The sequence below is a fragment of the Cryobacterium sp. Hh7 genome (assembly GCF_004403155.1).
Classification (GTDB): Bacteria; Actinomycetota; Actinomycetes; order Actinomycetales; family Microbacteriaceae; genus Cryobacterium; species Cryobacterium levicorallinum.
The window spans coordinates 20,918-42,118 of the sequence record NZ_SOHG01000029.1 but is presented as its reverse complement, the minus strand read 5'-3'; the positions used below and the strand labels follow the sequence as shown (position 1 = coordinate 42,118).

18 protein-coding genes, 3 tRNA genes and 1 pseudogene are annotated in these 21,201 nt (G+C 62.8%); 14 read left to right on the top strand and 8 right to left on the bottom strand.

What is annotated here, in order from left to right; translation table 11 throughout:
- The first annotated feature begins 26 nt into the window (after positions 1-26).
- The 5 genes from E3T43_RS10175 to E3T43_RS10155 all read left to right on the top strand — a co-directional run bounded on the left by E3T43_RS10175 (position 27) and on the right by E3T43_RS10155 (position 5,357).
- Positions 27-893: a DUF5666 domain-containing protein gene (locus tag E3T43_RS10175; protein WP_134472378.1), complete on the top strand. Its 867-nt coding sequence runs from the start codon at positions 27-29 to the stop codon at positions 891-893.
- On the top strand, positions 886-2,910 hold the full coding sequence (locus tag E3T43_RS10170; protein WP_134472377.1) for an HlyD family efflux transporter periplasmic adaptor subunit: 2,025 nt from the start codon (positions 886-888) through the stop codon (positions 2,908-2,910). The genes E3T43_RS10175 and E3T43_RS10170 overlap by 8 nt, the downstream gene beginning before the upstream one ends.
- Positions 2,911-3,013: 103 nt before the next feature.
- A tRNA-Tyr gene (locus tag E3T43_RS10165) sits at positions 3,014-3,098 on the top strand.
- A gap of 64 nt (positions 3,099-3,162) precedes the next feature.
- Positions 3,163-3,999 carry an inositol monophosphatase family protein gene (locus tag E3T43_RS10160; RefSeq protein WP_134472376.1) on the top strand — a complete coding sequence of 279 codons (837 nt, stop codon included), beginning with the start codon at positions 3,163-3,165 and terminating at the stop codon, positions 3,997-3,999.
- 182 nt (positions 4,000-4,181) lie between these two features.
- Positions 4,182-5,357, top strand: coding sequence for a M23 family metallopeptidase (locus E3T43_RS10155; RefSeq protein WP_134444170.1), 1,176 nt, complete (start codon positions 4,182-4,184; stop codon positions 5,355-5,357).
- On the opposite strand, the gene E3T43_RS10150 is transcribed toward E3T43_RS10155, so the two are convergent.
- Both E3T43_RS10150 and E3T43_RS10145 read right to left on the bottom strand, forming a co-directional pair.
- A complete protein-coding gene (locus E3T43_RS10150; protein WP_174844339.1) occupies positions 5,358-6,137 on the bottom strand; it encodes a GTP pyrophosphokinase family protein in 780 nt (259 codons plus the stop codon).
- Positions 6,134-7,832 (bottom strand): annotated as a pseudogene (locus E3T43_RS10145) (glycoside hydrolase family 13 protein). Before E3T43_RS10145 ends, E3T43_RS10150 begins: the two are co-directional and overlap by 4 nt.
- A 126-nt stretch (positions 7,833-7,958) precedes the next feature.
- Here E3T43_RS10145 and E3T43_RS10140 point away from each other — a divergent pair.
- From E3T43_RS10140 to E3T43_RS10130, 3 genes are all read left to right on the top strand, one after another.
- Positions 7,959-8,030: transfer RNA gene (locus E3T43_RS10140), tRNA-Thr, on the top strand.
- A gap of 31 nt (positions 8,031-8,061) precedes the next feature.
- A tRNA-Met gene (locus E3T43_RS10135) sits at positions 8,062-8,135 on the top strand.
- A 625-nt stretch (positions 8,136-8,760) separates the two neighbouring features.
- Positions 8,761-9,759, top strand: a complete 999-nt coding sequence (locus tag E3T43_RS10130) for a hypothetical protein (protein ID WP_134472375.1) — start codon at positions 8,761-8,763, stop codon at positions 9,757-9,759.
- A gap of 218 nt (positions 9,760-9,977) precedes the next feature.
- Here E3T43_RS10130 and E3T43_RS10125 read toward each other — a convergent pair whose 3' ends face one another.
- The 4 genes from E3T43_RS10125 to E3T43_RS10110 form a co-directional block, all read right to left on the bottom strand.
- Positions 9,978-11,105, bottom strand: coding sequence for a hypothetical protein (locus E3T43_RS10125; protein WP_134472374.1), 1,128 nt, complete (start codon positions 11,103-11,105; stop codon positions 9,978-9,980).
- Positions 11,106-11,312: 207 nt separating this feature from the next.
- The gene (locus E3T43_RS10120) at positions 11,313-11,726 is read right to left on the bottom strand and encodes a hypothetical protein (RefSeq protein WP_134472373.1); all 414 of its coding nucleotides are present in this window, start codon (positions 11,724-11,726) and stop codon (positions 11,313-11,315) included.
- A complete protein-coding gene (locus tag E3T43_RS10115) occupies positions 11,723-12,439 on the bottom strand; it encodes a hypothetical protein (RefSeq protein WP_134472372.1) in 717 nt (238 codons plus the stop codon). Before E3T43_RS10115 ends, E3T43_RS10120 begins: the two co-directional genes overlap by 4 nt.
- Before the next feature lie 199 nt (positions 12,440-12,638).
- The gene (locus tag E3T43_RS10110) at positions 12,639-13,223 is read right to left on the bottom strand and encodes a recombinase family protein (protein ID WP_134472394.1); all 585 of its coding nucleotides are present in this window, start codon (positions 13,221-13,223) and stop codon (positions 12,639-12,641) included.
- Between the two features lie 220 nt (positions 13,224-13,443).
- On the opposite strand from E3T43_RS10110, the gene istA reads away from it, so the two are divergent.
- Both istA and istB read left to right on the top strand, forming a co-directional pair.
- Positions 13,444-15,117 (top strand): IS21 family transposase, encoded by a 1,674-nt coding sequence (gene istA, locus E3T43_RS10105; protein WP_134472371.1) that lies wholly within the window; start codon positions 13,444-13,446, stop codon positions 15,115-15,117.
- Entirely contained in the window at positions 15,114-15,932 is an 819-nt protein-coding gene (istB, locus tag E3T43_RS10100; protein WP_134472370.1) for an IS21-like element helper ATPase IstB, read from the top strand. The genes istA and istB overlap by 4 nt, the downstream gene beginning before the upstream one ends.
- Positions 15,933-16,027: 95 nt before the next feature.
- Here the strand turns inward: istB and E3T43_RS10095 are convergent, their stop codons facing one another.
- Together E3T43_RS10095 and E3T43_RS10090 are read right to left on the bottom strand one after the other, a co-directional pair.
- Entirely contained in the window at positions 16,028-16,225 is a 198-nt protein-coding gene (locus E3T43_RS10095) for a DUF1232 domain-containing protein (RefSeq protein ID WP_241978925.1), read from the bottom strand.
- A gap of 57 nt (positions 16,226-16,282) precedes the next feature.
- The gene (locus E3T43_RS10090) at positions 16,283-17,512 is read right to left on the bottom strand and encodes an IS110 family transposase (protein WP_134472369.1); all 1,230 of its coding nucleotides are present in this window, start codon (positions 17,510-17,512) and stop codon (positions 16,283-16,285) included.
- A 350-nt stretch (positions 17,513-17,862) separates the two neighbouring features.
- Here E3T43_RS10090 and E3T43_RS10085 point away from each other — a divergent pair.
- The 4 genes from E3T43_RS10085 to E3T43_RS19750 all read left to right on the top strand — a co-directional run bounded on the left by E3T43_RS10085 (position 17,863) and on the right by E3T43_RS19750 (position 20,962).
- A protein-coding gene (locus tag E3T43_RS10085) for an IS3 family transposase (protein WP_134472392.1) occupies positions 17,863-19,259 on the top strand; the annotation gives its coding sequence in 2 pieces (ribosomal slippage) (positions 17,863-18,181 and positions 18,181-19,259; 1,398 coding nt in all).
- Between the two features lie 478 nt (positions 19,260-19,737).
- A complete protein-coding gene (locus E3T43_RS10080) occupies positions 19,738-20,418 on the top strand; it encodes a site-specific integrase (RefSeq protein ID WP_241978916.1) in 681 nt (226 codons plus the stop codon).
- Positions 20,361-20,687 carry a tyrosine-type recombinase/integrase gene (locus E3T43_RS19235; RefSeq protein ID WP_241978915.1) on the top strand — a complete coding sequence of 109 codons (327 nt, stop codon included), beginning with the start codon at positions 20,361-20,363 and terminating at the stop codon, positions 20,685-20,687. The genes E3T43_RS10080 and E3T43_RS19235 overlap by 58 nt, the downstream gene beginning before the upstream one ends.
- Positions 20,681-20,962, top strand: coding sequence for an FCD domain-containing protein (locus E3T43_RS19750; RefSeq protein WP_166791299.1), 282 nt, complete (start codon positions 20,681-20,683; stop codon positions 20,960-20,962). The genes E3T43_RS19235 and E3T43_RS19750 overlap by 7 nt, the downstream gene beginning before the upstream one ends.
- Positions 20,963-21,201 lie beyond the last annotated feature (239 nt).

The following is a 21,201-nucleotide window of genomic DNA, read 5'->3' as shown; positions in this document are numbered from 1 at the left end:
CTTTCGAACGAAATGAGACCACTGACATGATGAAACTCAAGCGCCGGGCGGCATTCGCGGGCGGGGCACTCGCCCTCGGCGGCGTGCTGCTGCTCTCGGGCTGCGCCGGCACCTCTGACTCCACCGCCGCTGCGGCGACCTCGAGCGATACCGCTGCACGACAAGAGCGACTCGCGCCCGGCCTGAACGGCGAGATCGCGGCTCTGACCGGGCAAACCTTTCAGCTGCAGGACGGCGAATCGCAGACCGCGGTGACCTATTCCGACGCCACGACCTTCACCTCGACGCTCGCCGCGACACTGGCCGACGTGACCGTTGGCCAGTGCGTGAATGTGTCGAGTGCGGCAGCGGCCGACGGCACGGATACCGCAACCGTCGCGACGAGCGTCGCCGTCACCGACGCGGTCGACGGTGCCTGCGCGTTGGGCCTGGGCGGACTGGGTGGCGGTGGCATGGCCGGTGGCACGCCGCCGACCGATATGCCGACCGATATGCCAACCGGTCTGCCCGAGGATATGCCGATGGGTGCCGACGGGGCCGCGCCGACCGGCATGCCGACCGAGATTCCAGCGGATGCCGGCGGCCTCGGTTCCCGCACGAGCGGCCTCGTCACCGCGCTGACCGCGACCACCATCACGGTCGAATCAACCGATGTTGACGGTGTGGTGTCGAGCGAGACGGTGACGGTCGACGACTCAACCAGCTACACCCGGACATCCGCTGCCGATGCGTCGGCGCTGGCGGTTGGACTGTGCGCGAGCGCCCAGGGCGAGGTCGACGACACCGGAAGCTTTGCGGCTAGTGCTGTCGCACTCTCGGTGGCTGGCGACGACGGCTGCGTGAGCGCCATGGCCGGCTCCGGTGGCCGAATGGGTGGCGACGCAAATGAGTAAGCGCACGGCGACCAACACGAGCGCGGCGGCATCCGCTGTGGAGAACCAGCCATCCGCGAAGAAGCTGCGGGCAGCCCGTCAGAAGCACCGGCGGTTGCTCGCTGTGGGAACGGTCACGGCCGTGCTCGTCGCCTCCGGCGGCGGCGTCGCCTACGCCATGACCCGTGCCGAGGGCGGCGACTACCGCACGGTCGCAGCCGCGCTCGGTTCGGTCAGCGAATCGCTCGACCTGGTCGGGACCCTGGCCTCAGCCAGCCGCAGCGACGCATCGTTTTCGGTCGCCGGCACGGTGAGCAGCGTAGCAGTGAGCCTGCGCGATACGGTGGCCGCCGGGCAGACCCTCGCCACCCTCGACGTGGCGAGCCTGGAGGATGCGATCGACGAGGCAGAGGCCAATATCGCGAGCGCCCAGCTCGCTCTCGAGAGTGATCTCGACTCGCAGACGGCGACGACCACGACATCGACCACGGATGCTGCGGCCACGTCGACGACGTCGGCTGCGTCGGGTGCCGGCGCTACTTCGGGGACCTCCTCTGCATCGACCTCGGGATCGGCGTCGGCTTCGACCGGCGCGGTCTCGGCCGCTATGGCGGAAGCCGTCACGGCGGTCGGCGCCGCGCAAGCCGCCCTGCTTGCCCAGTACGACGTGGCCGTAACCGCGCTCGCCGCGACCGACGCCGCCATCGCGTCGACGACCGACGTTTGCCTGCCCTTTCTGGAGGCCGCGTTCGACGAGGCTGCGGCGAATGAGACCGCGGACGCGACCGCGGAAACGACTGCAGATACGACCACGGATTCAACCACGGATACGACCACGGATTCAACTGCGGACGCGACGACCGATACGACGACCGACACAACTGCAGATACGACCACCGACACAACTGCAGATACGACCACCGACACAACTGCAGATACGACCACCGACACGACCGCCGCTACCCCCCTGACCGCAGCCGAGAAGCTTGCGGCCGCGAAGGTCGCCCTCGCCGACTGTCAGAGCGCCATCACCGCCGTGCTCGCCGGCCAGACCGAGACCAACGAGGCTCAGGCCAGCGTGCTCACGCTCGTCGATGACCTCAACCAGTCCGTCAGCGCGCTACAGAAAGCGGTAGCCGGCACGGCGAAGTCCGGATCGACGGGGAGTGACGCCGCCACGGTTCCGAGCACCAGCGCGAGCAGCGGATCAAGCGCCGCGTCGGCGACCAGCGCGGCTGCGACATCCGCTGCCGAAGTGCGGAGCACCACCGCGGGTGGCGCTGCGGCCGCAACGGCAGCCTCGGCCGAAACCATTGTGGCCGACCAGGCCGAGATCGACGCGGCGGTCGCGGAACTGGCGATCGCTGAGCGCAATCTAACCCTGGCAACGCTGACCAGCCCAATCGCCGGCACTGTCGCGGCCGTCGACCTCGCGGTCGGTGACACCGTCACGGCGTCATCGTCCAGTGCCGTGATCACGGTCATCGGCGAGGACGGCTTCGTGGTGAGCACGACCGTTTCGCTCACCGACATCGCCGGGGTCGTCGTCGGCCAAAGCGCCGCCGTCGATGTCGCGAGCGTTGACGAAGAACTCGCCGGTACCGTCAGCTCGATCGGCATTCTGAACGTGTCATCGTCGTCCACGCCGTCCTACACGGTGCAGATCGCGCTGAAGAGCACCGATCCTGTCCTGCTGAACGGCGGATCGGCCGCGGTCACCGTTGCGGTGGCGAGCCTCGACGAGGTGCTCACCGTGCCGACCTCGGCCGTGCACCTGGCCGACTCCGTCTACACGGTCGACCTGCTCGAGAACGGCGTTTCGACGAGCGCCGAGGTGACGGTGGGTGCGATCGGTTCCGAACTGACCGAGATCACGACGGGAATCGACATCGGTGACACGGTGATTCTGGCCGATCTGAATGCCGCCATCGCCAGCTCCGAGACCGAGACCGCGAGCGGACTCGCGGGCCTCGGCGGCGACACGTCGACCGAGCCGGGCGCCCCGCCGGCCGGCATGGGCGGACCGCCCGCCGGGTAGACGCCCGCCTTGTCAAACGTGCTGATTTCTCGGTGAGGCGTTTCGTCTTGTATTGTTAACCCCGCGTCTCCGGTCAAGTGATTACACCTGGTCGGGAGCGTCTGGCGAGTTACCCAAGCGGCCAAAGGGATCTGACTGTAAATCAGACGGCGTAGCCTTCGTGAGTTCGAACCTCGCACTCGCCACCAGCAGAACAGGCAGGCCTCAGGGCCTGCCTGTTCTCGTTAACACAGCTACCTGTAGCGTGGGAGCATGACGTATCCTGCCCCGACCGAGCTGCTGGACCTCGCACGCACCATCGCCCTCACCGCGGGCGCGCTCGCCCACCGGCGCCGCGCCGAGGGGGTCGAGATCGCCGCCTCCAAGTCCTCGCCGGAAGACATCGTCACCGCGGCCGACCGTGAGGTCGAGCGGCACATTCGTGCATTGCTGGCCGACGCTCGCCCGAACGACGGGTTTTACGGTGAAGAGTCCGACGCGACGGGCGGAACGAGCGGGCTCACCTGGGTGGTCGACCCCATCGACGGTACCGTCAACTACCTCTACGGCATCCCGTTCTACGCCGTCAGCATCGCCGTGGTGCAGGGCGATCCCGATCCGGCCAGTTGGAACACTCTCGCCGGCGCGGTCGTCAACCCGGCCCTCGGCGAGGTGTTCACCGCCTCCGAAGGGTCGGGCGCCTGGCTCGGCGACCAGCGCCTGCACGTGAACCAGGACGTTCCGCTCTCGCTCGCCCTGGCCGGCACGGGCTTCGGCTACGAGGCTGCGCGGCGGGTGTGGCAGGCGAACGTCGTGGGCGGTCTGATCGGCCAGGTGCGGGACATCCGTCGCATCGGGTCGGCCGCACTCGACCTGTGTTCGGTCGCCTGCGGGCGGCTCGACCTCTATTTCGAACGCGGACTCAACCCCTGGGATCACGCCGCCGGCGCCCTGATCGCCCGCGAGGCTGGCGCCCGGGTCGGCGCCCTTCAAGCGGATGCCGAGGGTCGCGACCTGCTCATCGCCGCAGCTCCCCGCCTCTACGGTCAGTTCGAACCCGTGCTGGTCGAGCTATTCGACCGTTTTCCGGCTCCCGCGCAGGAAGCTTGACTCTTTACCCACTTGCCCAAATCGGGGTGTGATCCGTCGCGTTCCTCTGCTACTCTCAGGTTTGCGCGCTATCCTTAATCAATTCGTTATATTGGCCAGTCGTTGTTTGGCGTTGTCCAGTACGAGCACCAGTTCCCGTCCGCCTCGCCGAAAGCTGCATTTTGTCACGTCACACTCCATCCTTGGATACTTCCGTGTCCAGCGAGAGTGACGACGCTGTCTTTCCCCCCGTGGAACCTGCGGCCCTGACCCGGCGTCAGTTGCGGGAGCGCGAGCGCGTGGCATTCGCCACCGCAGCGCCGGTCGACGAAAACGTCGCAGAGGTCGTGCGGCTCAGCCCTGCCGCCGATTTGATCGTCGCTGCAGACCTGACCGAACCCGACCTCGAACCGCCCGTTGTGACCGAGACCGACCGCATCGTCGCGGCCGTCGCGGTCGCCGATGCCGAGCCCACCGACTACGAAAAGTTGCTGGTTCTCGGTGCCACCCAGTCGATTCCGACCGTAATTCCCCCGGCCGGCGCTCGGCCTCGCCGCCGCCAGCGCACCGAGCAGACGGCGGGGGAGTCCTTCGCGCCAGCCCGCGATTTCGTTCCGGCCGGCACGCTGCCGCGTCGCGCGGCCCCGTCGCGCCCGCTCGGCAGCAGCATGCGCAAGCGCGCCGCCAAGGGTGCGTCGATCCTCGCGATGTCCTTCGTCGCCCTGATGGCCGTCGCCACGTCACTTCCGGCTGAGGCGCTGCTCTCGGCGCAGGACGTGCAGGCCTCAGCTCTGCAAGCCCAGCGCGTTCTGCCGGCCGAAGACATTCAGAGCATGGACCTGGCCGACGGCGACACTCTCACCGTCGAACGTGACGGGTATGAGTCAAGCTCGATCGCCGAGGTGGCCGCGGCCAGCGGCATCCGTTTGGAAGATACCTTTACCAACAACCCGAACGGAACCATTCAGTGGCCGTTTGCCGTCGGTGTGCACATCGGCGACCGCTTCGGCCCGCGCAATTGCTCCGGATGCTCCGCTAACCACGGTGGCCAGGACTTCAACCCGGGGGTCGGCGCACCGATCCAGTCCATCGCCGACGGCGTGGTCAGCTACGCCGAAGACGGCGAAGCCAGCCTCGGCGTGCACATGATGATCGACCACATGATCAACGGCGAGCTCGTCACGACCGTCTACGCGCATATGATCCACGGATCGATGCTGTTCAAGGAGGGCGACCTGGTCAAGGTCGGCCAGGTCATCGGCAAGACCGGCAGCACAGGCATGTCGACCGGCCCGCACCTCCACCTGGACATCCGAATCGGCGGCAAGGACGGCACCAAGATCGACCCCCTCGAGTGGCTTTACGCCAACACGAACTAGCTATTCCGGTTCCGTGCGCCCGCGCATGAAGGACTCAAGCAGGCCCTTTGGCAGCGGAAACGGCGGCAGGCCGTCGAAGCTGAACAGGTCGGCGTCATCGGCAGCGGGTCCCCGCGCCACGACCTGGTCGTGCAGCAGCTCCATCTTCACGTCGAGGCGATTGGCGGCATCCGCTGCCTGCCGCAGGTCCTCGACGAGCGTGTCGGGCACGGCGCCATTGTACTTATAGAAGATCTTGTGCTCGAGGCTGGCCCAAAAGTCCATCGCAATCGTGCGAATTTGAATCTCGACCGTGACCGGCTGCACCCGGTCCGACATGAACACTGGAATCGCCACGATCAGGTGCAGGCTCTGGTAGCCGTTCGCCTTCGGCTCCCGGATGTAGTCCTTCTCCTGCAGCACCGTGACATCCCGTTGCCCGGCGAGCAGGTCGCGAATGCGATAAGTGTCGGAGATGAAGCTGCAGGTGATGCGAATTCCCGCAATGTCCTGGATATTGTCACGAATACCGTCGAGCTCGAGCGGATGCCCCTTGCGGATGGCCTTCTTGAGAATGCCCTCCGGCGACTTGAGCCGCGAGCTGACATGCTCGATCGGGCTGTAGTCGTGAATCGAGCTGAATTCTTCCTTCAAAATGTTGATCTTGGTCAACATTTCGTCGGTCGCGAACTTGTAGGACATCATGAATCGGGTCAGTTCGAGCTTGAGCTCGCGCATGGCGGCGATGGTCCCCAGCGCGGTGTTTGCAGCATCGTCTGGCTGGTCGAGCGCGGCGGTCATTCTGTTACGGCGCGCAACCAGGCGGTCGCGTCACCGGGCAGGGTGCGGCCGATGAGGTCTTCGCTCGCGAGCAACACGTCGCCGGCGGACAGTTGAACGGATGCCGCGCCCGTGTTCGCCACGATCGTCACGTCGCCGTTGCGGTAGGCCACGACGTCCGGCCCGAAGCCGTCGATCCATTCCACCGTGCCGGAGGCGAGGGAGTGCTCCCGGCGCAGGTTGAGCGCGAGCTTGTACAGCTCGAGGGTGGATCCGGCTACACCGTTTTGTTGGTCGCGGGCCAGTCCGGCCCACTCAGCCGGTTGTGGCAGCCAGCTCTTCGCGCCGGTGCTGAAGCCGAACGACGCGCTCGCACCTTCCCACGGAACCGGCACGCGGCATCCGTCTCGCCCGTACCGCTCACCGTTGGTGCGAAACCAGGTGGGGTCTTCGCGGGCGTGGTCGGGCAGGTCGACGGCCTCGGGCAGCCCGAGTTCCTCGCCCTGGTAGAGGTAGCTCGAGCCCGGCAGCGACAGCATCAAAGCGGATGCTGCCCGCGCGCGTTGCAGCCCCACCGCAGTGTCCGGCAGTCCAACGGTCTTGGGCCCAATGCCGTGCCCCTGCAGGTTTTCGCCGGTGAGGGCGAGCCGGGAAGCGTGCCGCACCACGTCGTGGTTCGAGAGAACCCAGGTGCTCGGGGCTCCCACGTTGCCGAAGGCTTCGATCGACTCGTCGATGACGCTCCTGAGCTTTGCTGCGTTCCAAGGCGTTTCAAGGTAGGCGAAGTTGAAGGCCTGGTGCATCTCGTCCGGGCGCACCCACTTGGCCATCTGGCTCAGCGGGTCGACCCAGGCTTCGGCCGCGAGGACGCGGTCGCCGGGGGTAGGCGGCGAGCACCTTGTGCCAGTCGCGGTAGATCTCGTGCACGCCGTCCTGCGCCCAGTAGGGCGCGGTCACGGGCGATTCGGCGCTGATGCCGGGCTCGAGGGTGGCCGGGGCGCCGCCCATGCTGCCGCCCTCGGCGGGTGGCGTGTAATCGGGGAGGCCGGGAGCCTTGATCATGCCGTGCGCGACATCCACTCGAAAACCATCGACGCCGCGGTCGAGCCAGAAACGCAGCACCGCGCGAAACTGTTCGCGCACCCATTCGCTGTCCCAGTCGAAGTCGGGCTGGCTGGTGTCGAACAGGTGCAGGTACCACTGGCCGGGGGTGCCGTCGGGGTCGGTCGTGCGGGTCCAGGCGAGGCCGCCGAAGACGGACTCCCAGTTGTTCGGCGGCAGGTCGCCGTTCTCGCCCTTGCCGTCGCGAAAGGTGTAACGGGCCCGCTCTGCGCTGCCCGGGCCGGCGGCGAGGGCCGCCTGAAACCAGCCGTGGTCGCTCGAAGAGTGGTTCGGCACGATGTCGACGATGACGCGAATGCCCAGGTCGTGGGCGGTGCGCTGCAGCACCTCGAAGTCGTCCAGGGTGCCGAACAGCGGGTCGACGTCGCAGTAGTCGGAGACGTCGTAGCCGGCGTCGCGTTGCGGCGACGTATAGAAGGGAGAGAGCCAGATGGCGTCGATGCCAAGCTCTTTGAGCTGGGGCAGTCGCGAGCTGATGCCGGCGAGGTCGCCCATGCCGTCACCGTTTGCGTCGGCGAAGGACCGCGGATAGATCTGATAGATAACGGCCGTGCGCCACCATTCGGTGCCGGAAGTCAGTTTGGTGCCAGTCATATTTAAATGCTACGGCATCGGTAGTGGATGCTCGGTGTGGGCTAAGTGGTCTCGATCGCCTTGCTGGGGTGATAAAGTTTCTAGGTTGCCAAAAACGCGGCATTGCTACTGTTTTTTGGTTGCTCTGCCCCCTTAGCTCATTGGTAGAGCACTTCCTTGGTAAGGAAGAGGTAGTGGGTCCGATTCCCACAGGGGGCTCAGGCTTGGAAGCGAACAGCCGACAAGTCGCGGCGGGGTAGCTCAGTTGGTTAGAGCACACGGCTCATAATCGTGGTGTCGCGGGTTCAATTCCCGCTCCCGCTACACATAAAGGCCCTCTGACCAGGTGTTTCACCGGCCAGAGGGTCTTTCTTTTGCCTGAAGGATTCCCAACTCCGCTCTAGACTCCGCTCTAGATTTGAGGTTCGGGCACAGCTTCGGTGCGCGTCCCACTGCGGGCCCTCGGACAAGTCAGCCAGTGTCTCACCGGGCGTCCCGTAAGACGTACGTGAGCGGGATTTTCGTGCGGGCGGGTCAAATGCGACTCTCCTGCCCAGGCGGGCCGCGCAGTCCAGTCTCTGCGGGGGAGTGTCCGTCGGAGGTCCCGCTTGCGGGCGCTGTAAATGAGCGGTGCGGAGGGATCGCTACATGCTGGCGGCCCCCGGCCGCGCCTGGGCTGGGCTGCGCGCAAAGTTGAACTTCGGTGGCCCCCTGGACAATGTCGATCCAGATTTCTGAGTGCTTCCGAAAGTGTGACGACTTCGAGGAAGAGTTGACAGGACAGGTCATTCTCATTCCCGGGTTTTTCTTGCCCATGCCGATTGACTTCAAAAACCCCATCCAGGCGACCAGCGTCGTGGGATGAAACCTTCATCTCTTGCGTGAGTTGACTTGCCCCCGATAGGAACACCCCCTCACCTAACATCATGCTGAAGCCCTACTGTGGATCGTGACCAATCCTGAACCCGTCCTGCGCGCAGGCGTTAACTTCACCAACCGGGCCGAGCTGAAGTACGCCCGCGCTGTACACCTTGCGAACGAACTCCGTGGACGAATCGACGAATGGTCGGCCGCCGAAACACTATTGGCCCGCATTCATCAAGTTGACGAGCACACCGTCGAGTTTCGAATGGTCATTAGACGCGAGCCACCCATCGACGAATGGTCGTTGATCTTGGGCGATACACTTCACAACCTGCGAAGTGTGTTCGACAACCTAATCTGGGCGCTTGCCACACTAGACGGAGCTGAGCCAAAGCGCCCGCAGCAGGTTACTTTTCCTCTCACCCGAAACGAGGGCGAATGGACCGCGCGCACCGCAACGCTCGAATCGGTTCCATCCGTGTACCTGCAACGGGTTCGACAGCTCCAACCGTGGGCCACGGATACTGAGCGAGACGAGAGCATGCTGTGGCTCCTTCACCAGTTTGACATCGTCGACAAACATCGCGGCCTGATCTCAGGAGCGCTCCACTTCAAACAGCTTTCCACCGCAGGCCTCGATCTGAACTATCAGCCTGCCCAGACCGCCGCAGAAGCCCGCCCGAGCTATGCCATGCAGAAGAACCCAATCCGTCTTCAGCCTGAAACCGTCCTAACGACGATTCACTGCGCCACGCATACCCTGAATCCAGACCCGGGCTACATGGCCAAGGTCGCGGTGCAGTTCTTCCTCGCGTGGAATGAGGAGAGAAACGTTTCCTTGGATGCGTTCCTCGGTGATCTAGTTTCCCGCACGCGCGAGTGGCTCGATCGGATATATGGCGGCGAGCTCTACGCTAAATCTCTGATCCTCGCCCGCGAGTCGACCGAACCAACTCTCACCATGGGATATGAGGATGAGAGCGGCGAACTTAGGATCCTCAAGCTTCCAATGACCGAGATCGGGCAGGACCGACCAATGCACGAGGGGCGAGAGGTCAGCGACTCTTTGCTCCCGGGTGTCTAGACCTGAAGCGAGACAATCTCTTATGAGCACTGCCTCTAATATGCCTGTCAAGATCATCACGCCGGCAGAACCGTGTCGAGCGTTAGCAGCATGTCAATGATCGGTTTCGCCGCTGCCACCGCAGAGGGTTCCCAATTGACATGGCATCGGCGCGCTCAGCCGCCGAGTGGTTTGGCCCCAGATCTGTCGCGCTGGTCGTCCGGCTCATGGGCACGCACTCAGATCACATTGCGAGGTAGCACGCCGGCCTCAGCGGCCCACCTTTCGGCCTCGCGGTAGTACGAGGCAAAGTCGCTTCGGGATGCCGACTGAAGAACGTCCCAAAACTTATCCATCACTGTCTGGTCGTCCAGACCATCCAGCCAAGTACTGAAGGGCCGCCGCGATTCCTCTCCGAACAGACCAACCATCATCACTAGGACGGTGTCGCGGAGCTGTTCAGCGCCTATGCGGTTCTGCATGCGCTTGGCAGCTGGCTTATCACCCGCTGTCAGCCATGCTGACTCGACGCTGTCATACGCGACGGTGATGTCGAGCGCTGGCGGCATGGGCGGGAGTTGGGTCTCGCCCGCGATGAGGATTGGCAGCGCTTGCCTCCGAACCCAGTCGGCTATCTCCCCAGCTTCTCGCATGAGTGTCTGCCACTCTCCGGTGTGCGGGCGTTTGACCGCTACCTCGGGCCATACCGAAAGTAGTTCACGTGAACCGATCGGCACAGCTGCCAGCACGTCACCGATCTCCACGACGTCGCGCTCATCCACGGACGTGACCGTCAGCTTCGAGTCGAAACCGAAGTGCGCTACTCGCGTGAGGGCAATAGTCGGCTCTCGATGCTTCGCAAAGTTTGTGTGCTCAGAAAGTAGACGAAGCGGGTGGAGGTCAGGCTGCTGGCGCTGGAAGGGCTGCAGACGCAGGATGCGCTCGTAAAGGTCATCGCCTCGCGCAAGCAAACCTATCGAAACGCGATGTTTGTGCTTGGCCCATTGCTCGAACTTCTCGGGTTTGTCGTATGCGGGGATCTCAAGTGCTTTCGACTCATCGGAGGTGAGCGCGCGGTTGAGCCGATGCGAGACCTCCGCGAACAATGCGTGCTCAATGGAGTTGCGTGCCTGGTTCAGGGCGTCAGCGAATAGGCGGGCCGCGGCTTGAGGCAGCACTCGGATGCCCTCAAGCACCAACTGTTCCTCGGTCTGAGTGAAGCGCCGAGCGAGCTGCACCGGCTCGTCGCGCTGATAACGCTCTAAGACTGCAGACAGATTGTTGATTATGCCGTCGATGTGGGCGGTCGTGAAAAAGGCGTGAGCCTGGTGTGCAGGGAGCCACGCGCTGGCTACTGGCGTAACCACGTTCAGGCCACCCGGCGCACGTTCATAAGCCTACGCAGCGTTACATTCGAACGCTCCAGGGGCTCGTACTGGCGCAGAAACCGATGAGATGCGTGACCGCTAACTGCTTCGCACTGCTGACCTACGAGGCTCGCTGCGCAAGCGGCCCGCCGACAAACTACTATCGCCCTTCTACTCGGGTAATTCACGGTGATGTTTCGAATCCTCTTAGTCCTCAACTTCGATAGACCGCGTAACGACTACGGGCTCTCCCGGTTCTACCCAAACTGCTGATTCCGATTCGGCAGATTCAGAGCGGACGATCACCTTCATTCGACGTACACGAGTCGAATCCAGCGCGGCGGAAAGCGCGGAGAATCCACCCGTGGTGGGGTTCTGATCGACGACCGACGCGATCGAAAACTTTTCGGCCACGCTGTCCACTCTCAGCCGGAGTCGAGTCTCGTGATACACCCCTAGGACTGCATATGAGTCGGGATCCTTAATCTCTACGCTATTAAGAACCACAACGGTGTCGCCAACCTCTACACCGTCCAATTCGCCAACCGAGATCGCTAGCCGATCCTTGCTGACGATATTTGCCGTCTTACCCTTGGCCACGTGTTCGGTCCGTTTGCTCATTCTTCGATCTCCTTGTCTGAAACTTTTTTGGGATTGATTGCCAGTAGCAATGTGGGGTCACCGAGGAGATTTATGGGTGGCTCTAAGACGACTCCATTAGGGGGCGAATTGTCCGTTAGGACTTTCGCGCTAAGGGCACTCCAGAAGAGTTCGCTGGTGACTTCGACGCACAACAGGTACGCGATTCCTCGGTCGCCCTCTGTGGCGGCTACTTCAACCATGCCGCGGAGCTGCCTCGTTGTCTCGACGATGAGCCGGAACCGCGCGCCAAGAGGAGGTTCCACCACATCGAATCGCACAACCAATGAAACAGAACCGTCGTACTCTGCTATCGCAATGATCTGAGGAACTGGCACTGCTGATCCGAGCAGTTCGCCGATCGCGGACGCGCGACCGTCAGCTCTTCCCTCCGCGCTCGCGCGTATAACGCCTGCCCGCAAAGCGCGCTCCGAATCCTGCGAAACCGAAAGGGCGGTTTGAAGCTTTGTGGCGCGAGCTAACGCTGCGGGATAGTCCCGCCACGCACGAAATGCATTCCTGACCTTGGGCCCCATCATCGCACCGAGCCCGATGATTACCGCAGCACCAACCACTTGCCAGAAGTAGACAAGCGCGCTCATAGCGACTGCAGCAAGATACAACCCAGCGACCCCAGCCAGCGCAAGTAGAGCCCGCATGAACCACGATAAAAAAATCCTCACGAGCCCCCTCATCTGAGTCCGATCCTATCGAGTAACTCATGGCTCCCTTTCGGGAATGCAGCGCGGTGCAGTTCGAAGAACTATGTGGAGGTCGTATTGCAATCTTGTGCCGTTGACGAAGCCAATTGGCATTTCTCTGATCGTGGTCGGTGTAATCGCTGCTGCGGGGAGGCGCCAGTCATTGTCGTTCGGAGGCAACCTGACTCTAATCTCACACCAACGCCGCGTATCTCCCTGAGCCGTTCAGCGCGGCGTAGAGCGTCTGCCGCGACACCCCTAGGTCTCGGGCCACCAGTGCTTTCGGGACTCCAGCGACGACCCGATCGCGGGCCTCTGCGATCTGCTCCAGTGCGAGCTTCGGAGCTTTTTCGTACTTCCCGTCCCGCTTAGCGATCGCGATGCCCTCGGCTTGTCGCTCGCGGATGGTCTTGCGCTCCAACTGAGCAATGGCGGCGAGAACCGTGAGCATGAACTCGCCTTGGGGGGTATCCGTGTTCAGTGCGGGGTTGTCGACGAATTCCAGCGCGACGCCCTTCGCCTTGAGCTGTTCGACGAGCGCGAGAAGGTCAGTCGTCGATCGTGCGAGACGGTCCGGTGACTTCACCCGGACTTTGTCCCCGTCGCGCACGTAGGTGAGCATCTCCTGGAGCTTTGCTCGGTCTTCGGTATTTTTGCCGGAAACTTTCTCGGAGAACATCTTGTCCACCGTGCCGAGCGCGTCAAACTGCCGAGCTTCGTTCTGGTCGGCGGCGCTAACTCGCACATAGCCAACCACCTGCCCTTTGTGTCCAGTCATGTTTATGATCCCCCGCCGCTTCTGTCCAATAATATCGGACACCCACTCTGATTGACGTGACTTTCGAGCGATCTTGACTATGGCAGCGTTACTGGGACCCACCAAGGCAATCTAAGCCGGACCGACTTCGGGCGAAGCGGGGTGTCGCGGGCAACCTAACCGGGACCCACCTTTACCGTCGTTGCAACGTGTTTTCTGGTTGCTCAGGGTGGAGGTTCGGATGGAGTCTCGGGTGGAAATTTTCGCGCAGATCCGGCGTGACGCGCGGGTGGAGGGCGTCTCGGTCCGGGAGTTGGCCCGACGTTATGGCGTCGGGCGGCCAACGGTGCGGCAGGCCCTGCTGCAGGCGGAGCCGCCGCCACGGAAACCACGGGTCCGGTCCGCGCCGCGGCTGGACGCGTTCAAGCGAGTGATCGACGAGATGCTCCGCCTGGACACGGAGGCACCGAGGAAGCAGAAGCACACGGCGCGGCGGGTCTTCGCCCGCCTCGCGGACGAGCACGGTGCGACGGATCTGTCGTATTCGACGGTTCGGAACTACGTCCGTCGGCGTCGCCCGGAGATCGATGCGGCCGTGGGCCGGCTGCAGGAGGTGTTCGTCCCGCAGGAGCACGCGCCAGGGGCCGAGGCGGAGGTGGACTTCGGGGAGGTCTGGGTGATCTTGGCCGGGGTGAAGACGAAGTGCCACATGTTCACCTTTCGTCTGTCCTACTCGGGGAAGGCGATTCACCGGGTCTATCCAACGCAGGCGCAGGAGGCGTTCCTTGAGGGGCACATTGATGCGTTCGAGGACATCGGCGGGATCCCGACCCGACACATTCGTTACGACAACTTGACCGACGCGGTCGTGAAAGTCATTTACGGCACGGGCCGGCAGCGCACCGAGAACGACCGCTGGGTGATGTTTCGGTCGCACTACGGTTTCGACGCGTTCTATTGCCACCCCGGAATCGAAGGCGCCCATGAGAAAGGAGGTGTCGAGGGTGAAGTTGGCCGGTTCCGGCGCACACACCTGTCCCCGATGCCGGTCGTGGATTGTCTTGAACAGTTGAATGAGCAGATCCGTGGCTGGCATCTCGCGGACGAGAACCGGCGCATCAGCGACCGAATCCGCTCTGTCGCTCAGGACTTCGCTCTCGAACGACCGCTGCTCGCTCCGGTGACCGCGGATCGGTTCGAGCCTGGTTTGTCGTTGACTCCGCGGGTGAACCGGTCAAGCCTGATCCGGGTGCGGATGGCGAGTTACTCGGTTCCGGCCCGGTTCATCGGCCGGCCCGTCCGTGTCGCGCTGCGGGCATCGGAGGTGATCGTCTTCGACGGCCGCACGGAGATCGCACGGCACCCGCGGGTGGTGGCTCTGCATGGTCAGAGCGTGAACCTTGACCACTATCTCGAAGTTCTCCAGCGCAAGCCCGGCGCCCTTCCCGGGTCGACAGCGCTGGCTCACGCCCGGGCGTCGCGCGCGTTCACCTCGGCGCATGAAGCATTCTGGGCTGCCGCCCGGAAAACAGACGGTGACGCGCGAGGCACCAAGGCCCTGATCGACGTTTTGCTGCTGCACCGGACAATGGCAACGAACGACGTCGTCGTCGGGATCATGGCCGCGCTCACGGTCGGGGCTGTCACCGCGGACGTTGTCGCGGTCGAGGCCCGTCGCCACGAAGCCTCGGCTGGTTCAGGCCGTCCTCCGGTCGAGGAAGTTCGAGGCCCTGAGCGGCGGGTCGTCAGTCTGACTCAGCGCCGCCTAGCGGACCCGGCCGCGGTGATCGCTGGCCTTCCCGCTGACACAAGGCCGTTGCCGAGCGTTTTCGCCTACGACCAGTTGCTGCGCTTGCCCGATCGAACGACCCCACCCACAGCCGTCCCGGCTGGACAGAAAGGAACAGGCTCATGACCTCCACTACCACCAGCATCACCACCACCCTCCGACGCCGCCGAGGGTTGACCGAAGAAGCCGCGAACGCTGCCATCGACGGCGCCTGCCGAAAGCTTCGACTGCCGACGATTCGCGCCGTCGTCGACGAGGCCACGATCGCAGCCGAGAAAGAGCAGCTCTCCTATCAAGGGTTCCTCGCGGAGCTGCTGCTGGCCGAATGTGATGACCGCGACCGACGCTCCTCTGTCCGCCGTGTGAAGGCCGCCGGGTTCCCCAGGGACAAGTGGTTGGGCGACTTCGATTTCGACGTCAACCCGAACGTCAACCCCGCGACGATCAACACCCTCGCCACCGGAGAGTGGGTGCGGAAAGGCCAACCTCTGTGCCTGATCGGGGACTCCGGGACCGGAAAATCACACCTGCTGATCGGTCTCGGAACCGCGGCGGCAGAGAAAGGGTTCCGCGTGAAATACACCCTCGCGACCCGGCTCGTGAACGAACTGGTCGAGGCCGCAGACGAGAAGAATCTCGCCCGCACCATCGCCCGCTATGGCCGCGTCGATCTCCTCATGATCGACGAACTCGGCTATATGGAACTCGACCGGCGAGGCGCCGAGCTGCTCTTCCAAGTCCTCACCGAACGGGAAGAGAAAAACTCGATCGCGATCGCGTCGAACGAGTCATTCTCCGGCTGGACGAAGACCTTCACCGACCCCCGCCTTTGCGCGGCGATCGTGGACCGGCTCACCTTCGGCGGGACGATCATCGAAACTGGCACCGACTCCTACCGCCTCGCCCACATGCAAAGACAGCAAGAGCAGATGCCCGTCTGAAGGCCTTGGTCAACAGAAGCAGTCGTCGTGTTCCACCGCTGCTCGCCGGTTAGGGCTGATAGAACGAGCCCGACCGGGCGGTGTTCCACCCGAAGTCAAGACGAGGGCAACCCGGCCAGACGCAGAACAGCAGCCAGACCAGCCGGCGTCCCCGGCCAGTGCTTCGTGATGGAATCGCTGCCCGCGCGCCTCGTCGCGAATCGGAGAGCGATCGCTACGACCAACGCGTCGTCGGCATATCCCAACACAGGGATGAAATCCGGGATGAGGTCGATAGGCGAGATCAGATACACCAACAACACGCCCAACCAGATCCGGACCCCGATCCCTACGTGATGCTCCTATAGTTGTCAATTGATATTTTGGGTTTCTTTTTGCTCATGGAGCCAGTCCCGGAATTGGTTAGCGAGGTTGTCGTCTCGACTGAGGCCTCGTTCAATTCGAGAAAGGGTGCCAGGCCAGGTGTTGAAGTGGCCTGCAGCCTCGCGAAGGGTGATGTGGAGCTCCTGGCGCGCGGTGCGTAGGTCAGTGACTGTGGGCGCCGCTTGCGGGTTGGTGAGCTGACGGTAGAGCTCCCGGGAAACGTATCGTTTCAGGCAGCGCATGATTTCTTTCTTGGTCTTGCCTTGAGCCGTTCGTCGGGCCGCATATTCTCTCGTCCGGGAGTCTGTGGCGAGGCGTGACACGACGACGTGGTGGACTGCGGCGTTGGCTGCTCTGTCGCCGCCGCGGCTGAGCCTGTGCCGGCTCGTCTTGCCGGATGACGCTGGAATGGGGGCGACGCCGACAAGGGCCGCGAACTGCGCTTCAGTTGCGATGCGTTCAGGGTTATCACCGACGGTGACGAGGAGCTGGCTCGCTACTTCGATGCCAACACCGGGGACGTCCCGCAACAGCGGCGCGCAGTCCCTGAGGATCTCCGCCAGCGCTTTATCGGTGTCAAGAATCTCCCGCTCGAGAAATTGGTAGCGGGCGGCGAGTTTCTTCAAAGTCAGAGCCGTTACGTTGTCAGGGTCCGTGAGGTTTCCCATTGGACGGGAGCGCTCCAACGCCGGGATGAGTTGGGCGCTCGTCAAGGCGCGAAACCGGCTGCGCACTTGCTCGGGAGCGGAGACGAGGATTCCCTTGATCTGGTTGATTGAGATAGTGCGAGCCTTCATTGATGAGGTGCGAGCGGCGCGGAGGACGCGGAGGCATTCGACGGGGCTGTCCTTGCTTTTCGGCGTCGACGTGCCTCGTTCCGCCAGGACTGATTCCGCAGCCTGGTAGGCGTCCAAAGGATCCGATTTACCGCGTAGACGCCGCGCTTGACGGTTGGGTCGGTTGACCTCGTGAACGGGGAGTCCTGCTGTCCTTAGAACTCGACTCAGTTCGGCCCCATAACTGCCGGTTCCTTCGACGCCCACGCCGATGACCAGACCGAAGCGGGTGATGAAGGCGAGGATCTTCCGGTAACCGGACCCGACCGCCAGGAACTCTTCAGCAGCTAGGTGTTTGCCGTGCTCGTCGATCATGGCGACGTAGTGAGTATCGGAGTGCGTGTCGACGCCGACGATGACATTCGGTATCTCTGTTGCCATGATGAAATTGCCTTTCCTTCGCGTCCATCTGGGTAAATGATGAGCACGTTGGCCAGGTGGGCAGACAAGACGGTAATGGGAATTCGCTTCAGGCTCCTATAAAGTCATGTCCGCCTGGCCAGCGCACCTTGAGCAGCCTTGAGACCGCGGACAGATCACGTAAAAGACAGTCCTCGGAAGGACGTCAGTCAGGGTTAGGGTCACACAGCCTCAAGCCTCTTCCCATCATTACCGTCAGGGTTGGGTGAGGCCAGTAGCTAATAGCAAGTCCGCTGTTTGACGTAGGGCGAGAATCAGGAATCATCACCGTGTCCAGTCCGTCTTTGATCGCCGTGCGCGACGATAGTCATATGAGTAGTCCCGGACCCCGCGCTGGTGGCCCGACCCGAAGGTCGTTTACCCCAGCGCAAAAGCTTGCCCACCTCGCCGCGTATGGCGCGGCCATTAAGCAGAACGACGGTGGCGCGTATCTGCGCCGCGAGGGGTTGTACTCATCGCAGATCACGGAGTGGCGCAAGCTGCGTGACGCTGGTGTTCTCGCGGGGAAGAAGCCCGGCGAGAAGATTGGCCGGTTAACTCCTGAACAAGTGGAGATTGCTCGGCTTCGCCGCCAGCTTGACCTGACCGAACAGCGCCTGGTCACGACGGGGGTGGCGTTGGAGATCATGTCAAAAATGCACGAGCTCTTGGAAAATCTTTCGAAGAGCTCGCGGGACGAAACACCGCACACGAAGCCGTAATGACCACCTACGGCGAACTGATCAGCCGGGGCATACCGACCCGGCGCGCCGCCGATCTGGCCGGGGTGCCTCGGGCCACCGCCACCCGGAAACCACGAATTCCCGTCGCGGGTCCCCGGCGCGTGCCGGCGAATCGGATCGACGGCGTCCAGCGCCTAGAGGTTCTGGACACTGTGAATTCGGAGTCGTTCGTGAACCTGCCGCCGATCCAGATCTATGCGCAACTGCTGGATGCGGGCACCTACATGTGCTCAATTTCAACGATGTACCGGGTATTGAACGAGAACAAGCAAGTCAAGGAACGCCGCCGCCTCGCCCGTCATCCCGCGCGGGCGATCCCGGAACTGATCGCGACCGGACCTGGCCAGGTACTCAGCTGGGATATTACGAAGCTCGCTGGCCCGATCAAGGGGAAGTATTTTGACGCCTACGTCATGATCGATATTTACTCGCGATATATCGTTGGTGCGCATGTCCACGCGTCGGAGTCGGCCGTGCTCGCCGTGGAGATGATGAAGGAAATCTTCGGCATCCACGGCGTCCCACAGGTCGTCCACGCCGACCGAGGCACGTCCATGACGTCCAAGACCGTCGCCGCGTTATTGTCCGATCTGGAAGTCACCAAATCGCATTCCAGACCGCGGGTGAGTAACGATAATCCATTTTCGGAGAGCTGGTTCAAGTCCCTGAAATTCTCCCCGGAGTTCCCCGAACGCTTCGGTTCCCTCACCGACGCACGAGCGTTCATGGCCGACTTCGTCGACGGATACAACCACACCCATCGCCACTCTGGGATCGGCCTGAACACCCCAGCAGACGTCCACTACGGCCTCGCCGAGGCCAAGGCCGTCGAACGGACCGCGACGCTCGACGCGGCCCGGGCGCGATTCCCGGAACGCTTCAGCACGAATCACGCCCCGAAAATCCTGACCATTCCCGATACGGCATGGATCAACAAACCAGCCGAGAAACCCGCCGCGATTGAACAGACCAAAGTAGCCGCCTAAACTCCCACTGGCCTCATCCACCTTGACAAATTCCGGATCGGCACGGACCTGTCTGAAGCGAGACGCTTCAGCAGGCGCACGACATCCGGGGCGAGACGAAGAAGATCCACCAGCGACGCACGACCCGAGTGTTTGCGTTGCTCGAACCACAGAACAAGAACAAGCACCAGCCAGAACAGGACCAGCCCGACGACGACGCCGACCACAACCTGCCACCACTCCGACACGACTACGAATCCTCAGGGACTGCGCCAGCGTTCGGATTGGTGGAAGTCCTCATGACACTATTCTCCCAGAGGATGACCGCAACAGCTGGAGGTGGGTCCCGGTTAGGTTGCCCGCGACACCCCGCTTCGCCCGAAGTGGGTCCGGCTTAGATTGCCATGGTGGGTTCGACTTGGGTTGACATAGCCACTTCGTCATAGATCGGCTAGCGTGATTGCCGTCCAAGACGGTGGTGGCGGGAGACGCTATGCGAGTGACGAAGGTACTGAATCCGGCAAATGACGTGACGTCGTTCACGTTGCTCGATGAGGACGGCGTCGTGGAGCCGGCTGAACGCTATTTGCGGTATCTGGCTGATACCGAACGGTCGCCGAACACGATCAGGGCTCATGCCCACGACCTCAAGGACTGGTTCACTTTCCTCATCGAACGTGAATGTGATTGGCAGTCGGTGAAGTTGGAAGACGTCGGTGCTTTCAGCCGATGGCTGCGACGGCCACCGGCGACGCGAGGCCAGTCGGTGTCGGTGCTGCCTATGGTCGAGCACCATTGCAATGAGGCTACCGTGAACCGCAAACTGTCCACGGTGTCTGTCTTCTATCTGCACGCTGCGCGTCACGGCCTCGATCTGGGCGAGTTGGTGACGTGTTGGGAGCCGGGTGCACGCCATGGCGGGTGGAAGCCCTTCCTTCATCACATCAGCAAGAGTTCGCCGGGATCGCGGCGAACGGTAAAACTTCCCACGACGTCCAAGATCCCACGAATCTTGAGTCCTACTGAGGTGCAGCGGATTCTGGATTCGTGTGAGCACCTCCGGGATCGCCTGCTTTTCGCGGTGCTCTATGACACCGGCGTGCGCATCGGGAAGCCCTGGGCTTGCGACACGAAGACCTTGCAGTTGCCGAACGTGAGGTCACCGTCCGTCGGCGCGTGAACACTAACGGTGCGCGCTCTAAATCGTCACGTTCCCTCACGATCCCCGTCAGTGCCGAGCTGATTCGCCTCTATGCGGACTATCTTTCTGGTGAGTATGGGGATCTTGATTCGGACTACATTTTCGTGAACTTGTGGGGTCGTCCGCACGGTCGGGCGATGACTTATGCGGCCGTGTACGACTTGATACGTCGGTTGCGCAGAGACACCGGGGCGGCTGGTCCCCGACGCTGTTCGCCCACCTGCACAAGGCTGGGTTCGATGTGTTGACCTGGCGCAAGGGCGCCACCGCCGATGTTGACGAAGTCCTGAGGGAAGTTCGCACGCCCAATGCGCGGGACCAAGCATGGCGGGAGCACCGAGACATTCTCGACGCGATTCTTGCCCGCAATGCCCATCTTGCAGCGCAGCTCGTCACCCGCCATATCAGAGGCACTAACGAGCGCCTACTCGCATCCTTGAAAGCCGATCAACGTCGCTTCCGCAGGCGAGGTTTGTCCATTGTGGGAGACGCGCGAGTAGCGGCTGGTGAGGCAAGCACATAAACACGTCCCGGACGAGCCCGCCGAAGGAATAGGCGAGCCCGCGACAATTTCCCGTCTCACTCAGGCGTTCCCCAAACGGGCCTATCTGACGTGAACGGCAAAGTCATCTTTTCACGTGCTTTGAGTCCCGCATCACGTCCGAATAAGGAAACTGGACTGGCGTGCACGTGTGTCTGGAGTCGGAAGCTTCGCGGGTTCACGATGGCAGATCGATCACCTAACGCCCCGCCGACCGGGCT

Excerpts from the sequence above, each read along its gene's own strand:
- istB (WP_134472370.1), top strand. The coding sequence starts at position 15,114 with ATGACCTCCACTACCACCAGCATCACCACCACCCTCCGACGCCGCCGA.
- E3T43_RS10175 (WP_134472378.1), top strand. The coding sequence starts at position 27 with ATGATGAAACTCAAGCGCCGGGCGGCATTCGCGGGCGGGGCACTCGCC.
- E3T43_RS10160 (WP_134472376.1), top strand. The coding sequence starts at position 3,163 with ATGACGTATCCTGCCCCGACCGAGCTGCTGGACCTCGCACGCACCATC.
- E3T43_RS10120 (WP_134472373.1), bottom strand. The coding sequence starts at position 11,726 with ATGAGCAAACGGACCGAACACGTGGCCAAGGGTAAGACGGCAAATATC.
- istA (WP_134472371.1), top strand. The coding sequence starts at position 13,444 with ATGGAGTCTCGGGTGGAAATTTTCGCGCAGATCCGGCGTGACGCGCGG.
- E3T43_RS10090 (WP_134472369.1), bottom strand. The coding sequence starts at position 17,512 with ATGGCAACAGAGATACCGAATGTCATCGTCGGCGTCGACACGCACTCC.
- E3T43_RS10170 (WP_134472377.1), top strand. The coding sequence starts at position 886 with ATGAGTAAGCGCACGGCGACCAACACGAGCGCGGCGGCATCCGCTGTG.
- E3T43_RS10115 (WP_134472372.1), bottom strand. The coding sequence starts at position 12,439 with ATGAGGGGGCTCGTGAGGATTTTTTTATCGTGGTTCATGCGGGCTCTA.
- E3T43_RS10150 (WP_174844339.1), bottom strand. The coding sequence starts at position 6,137 with ATGACCGCCGCGCTCGACCAGCCAGACGATGCTGCAAACACCGCGCTG.
- E3T43_RS10110 (WP_134472394.1), bottom strand. The coding sequence starts at position 13,223 with ATGACTGGACACAAAGGGCAGGTGGTTGGCTATGTGCGAGTTAGCGCC.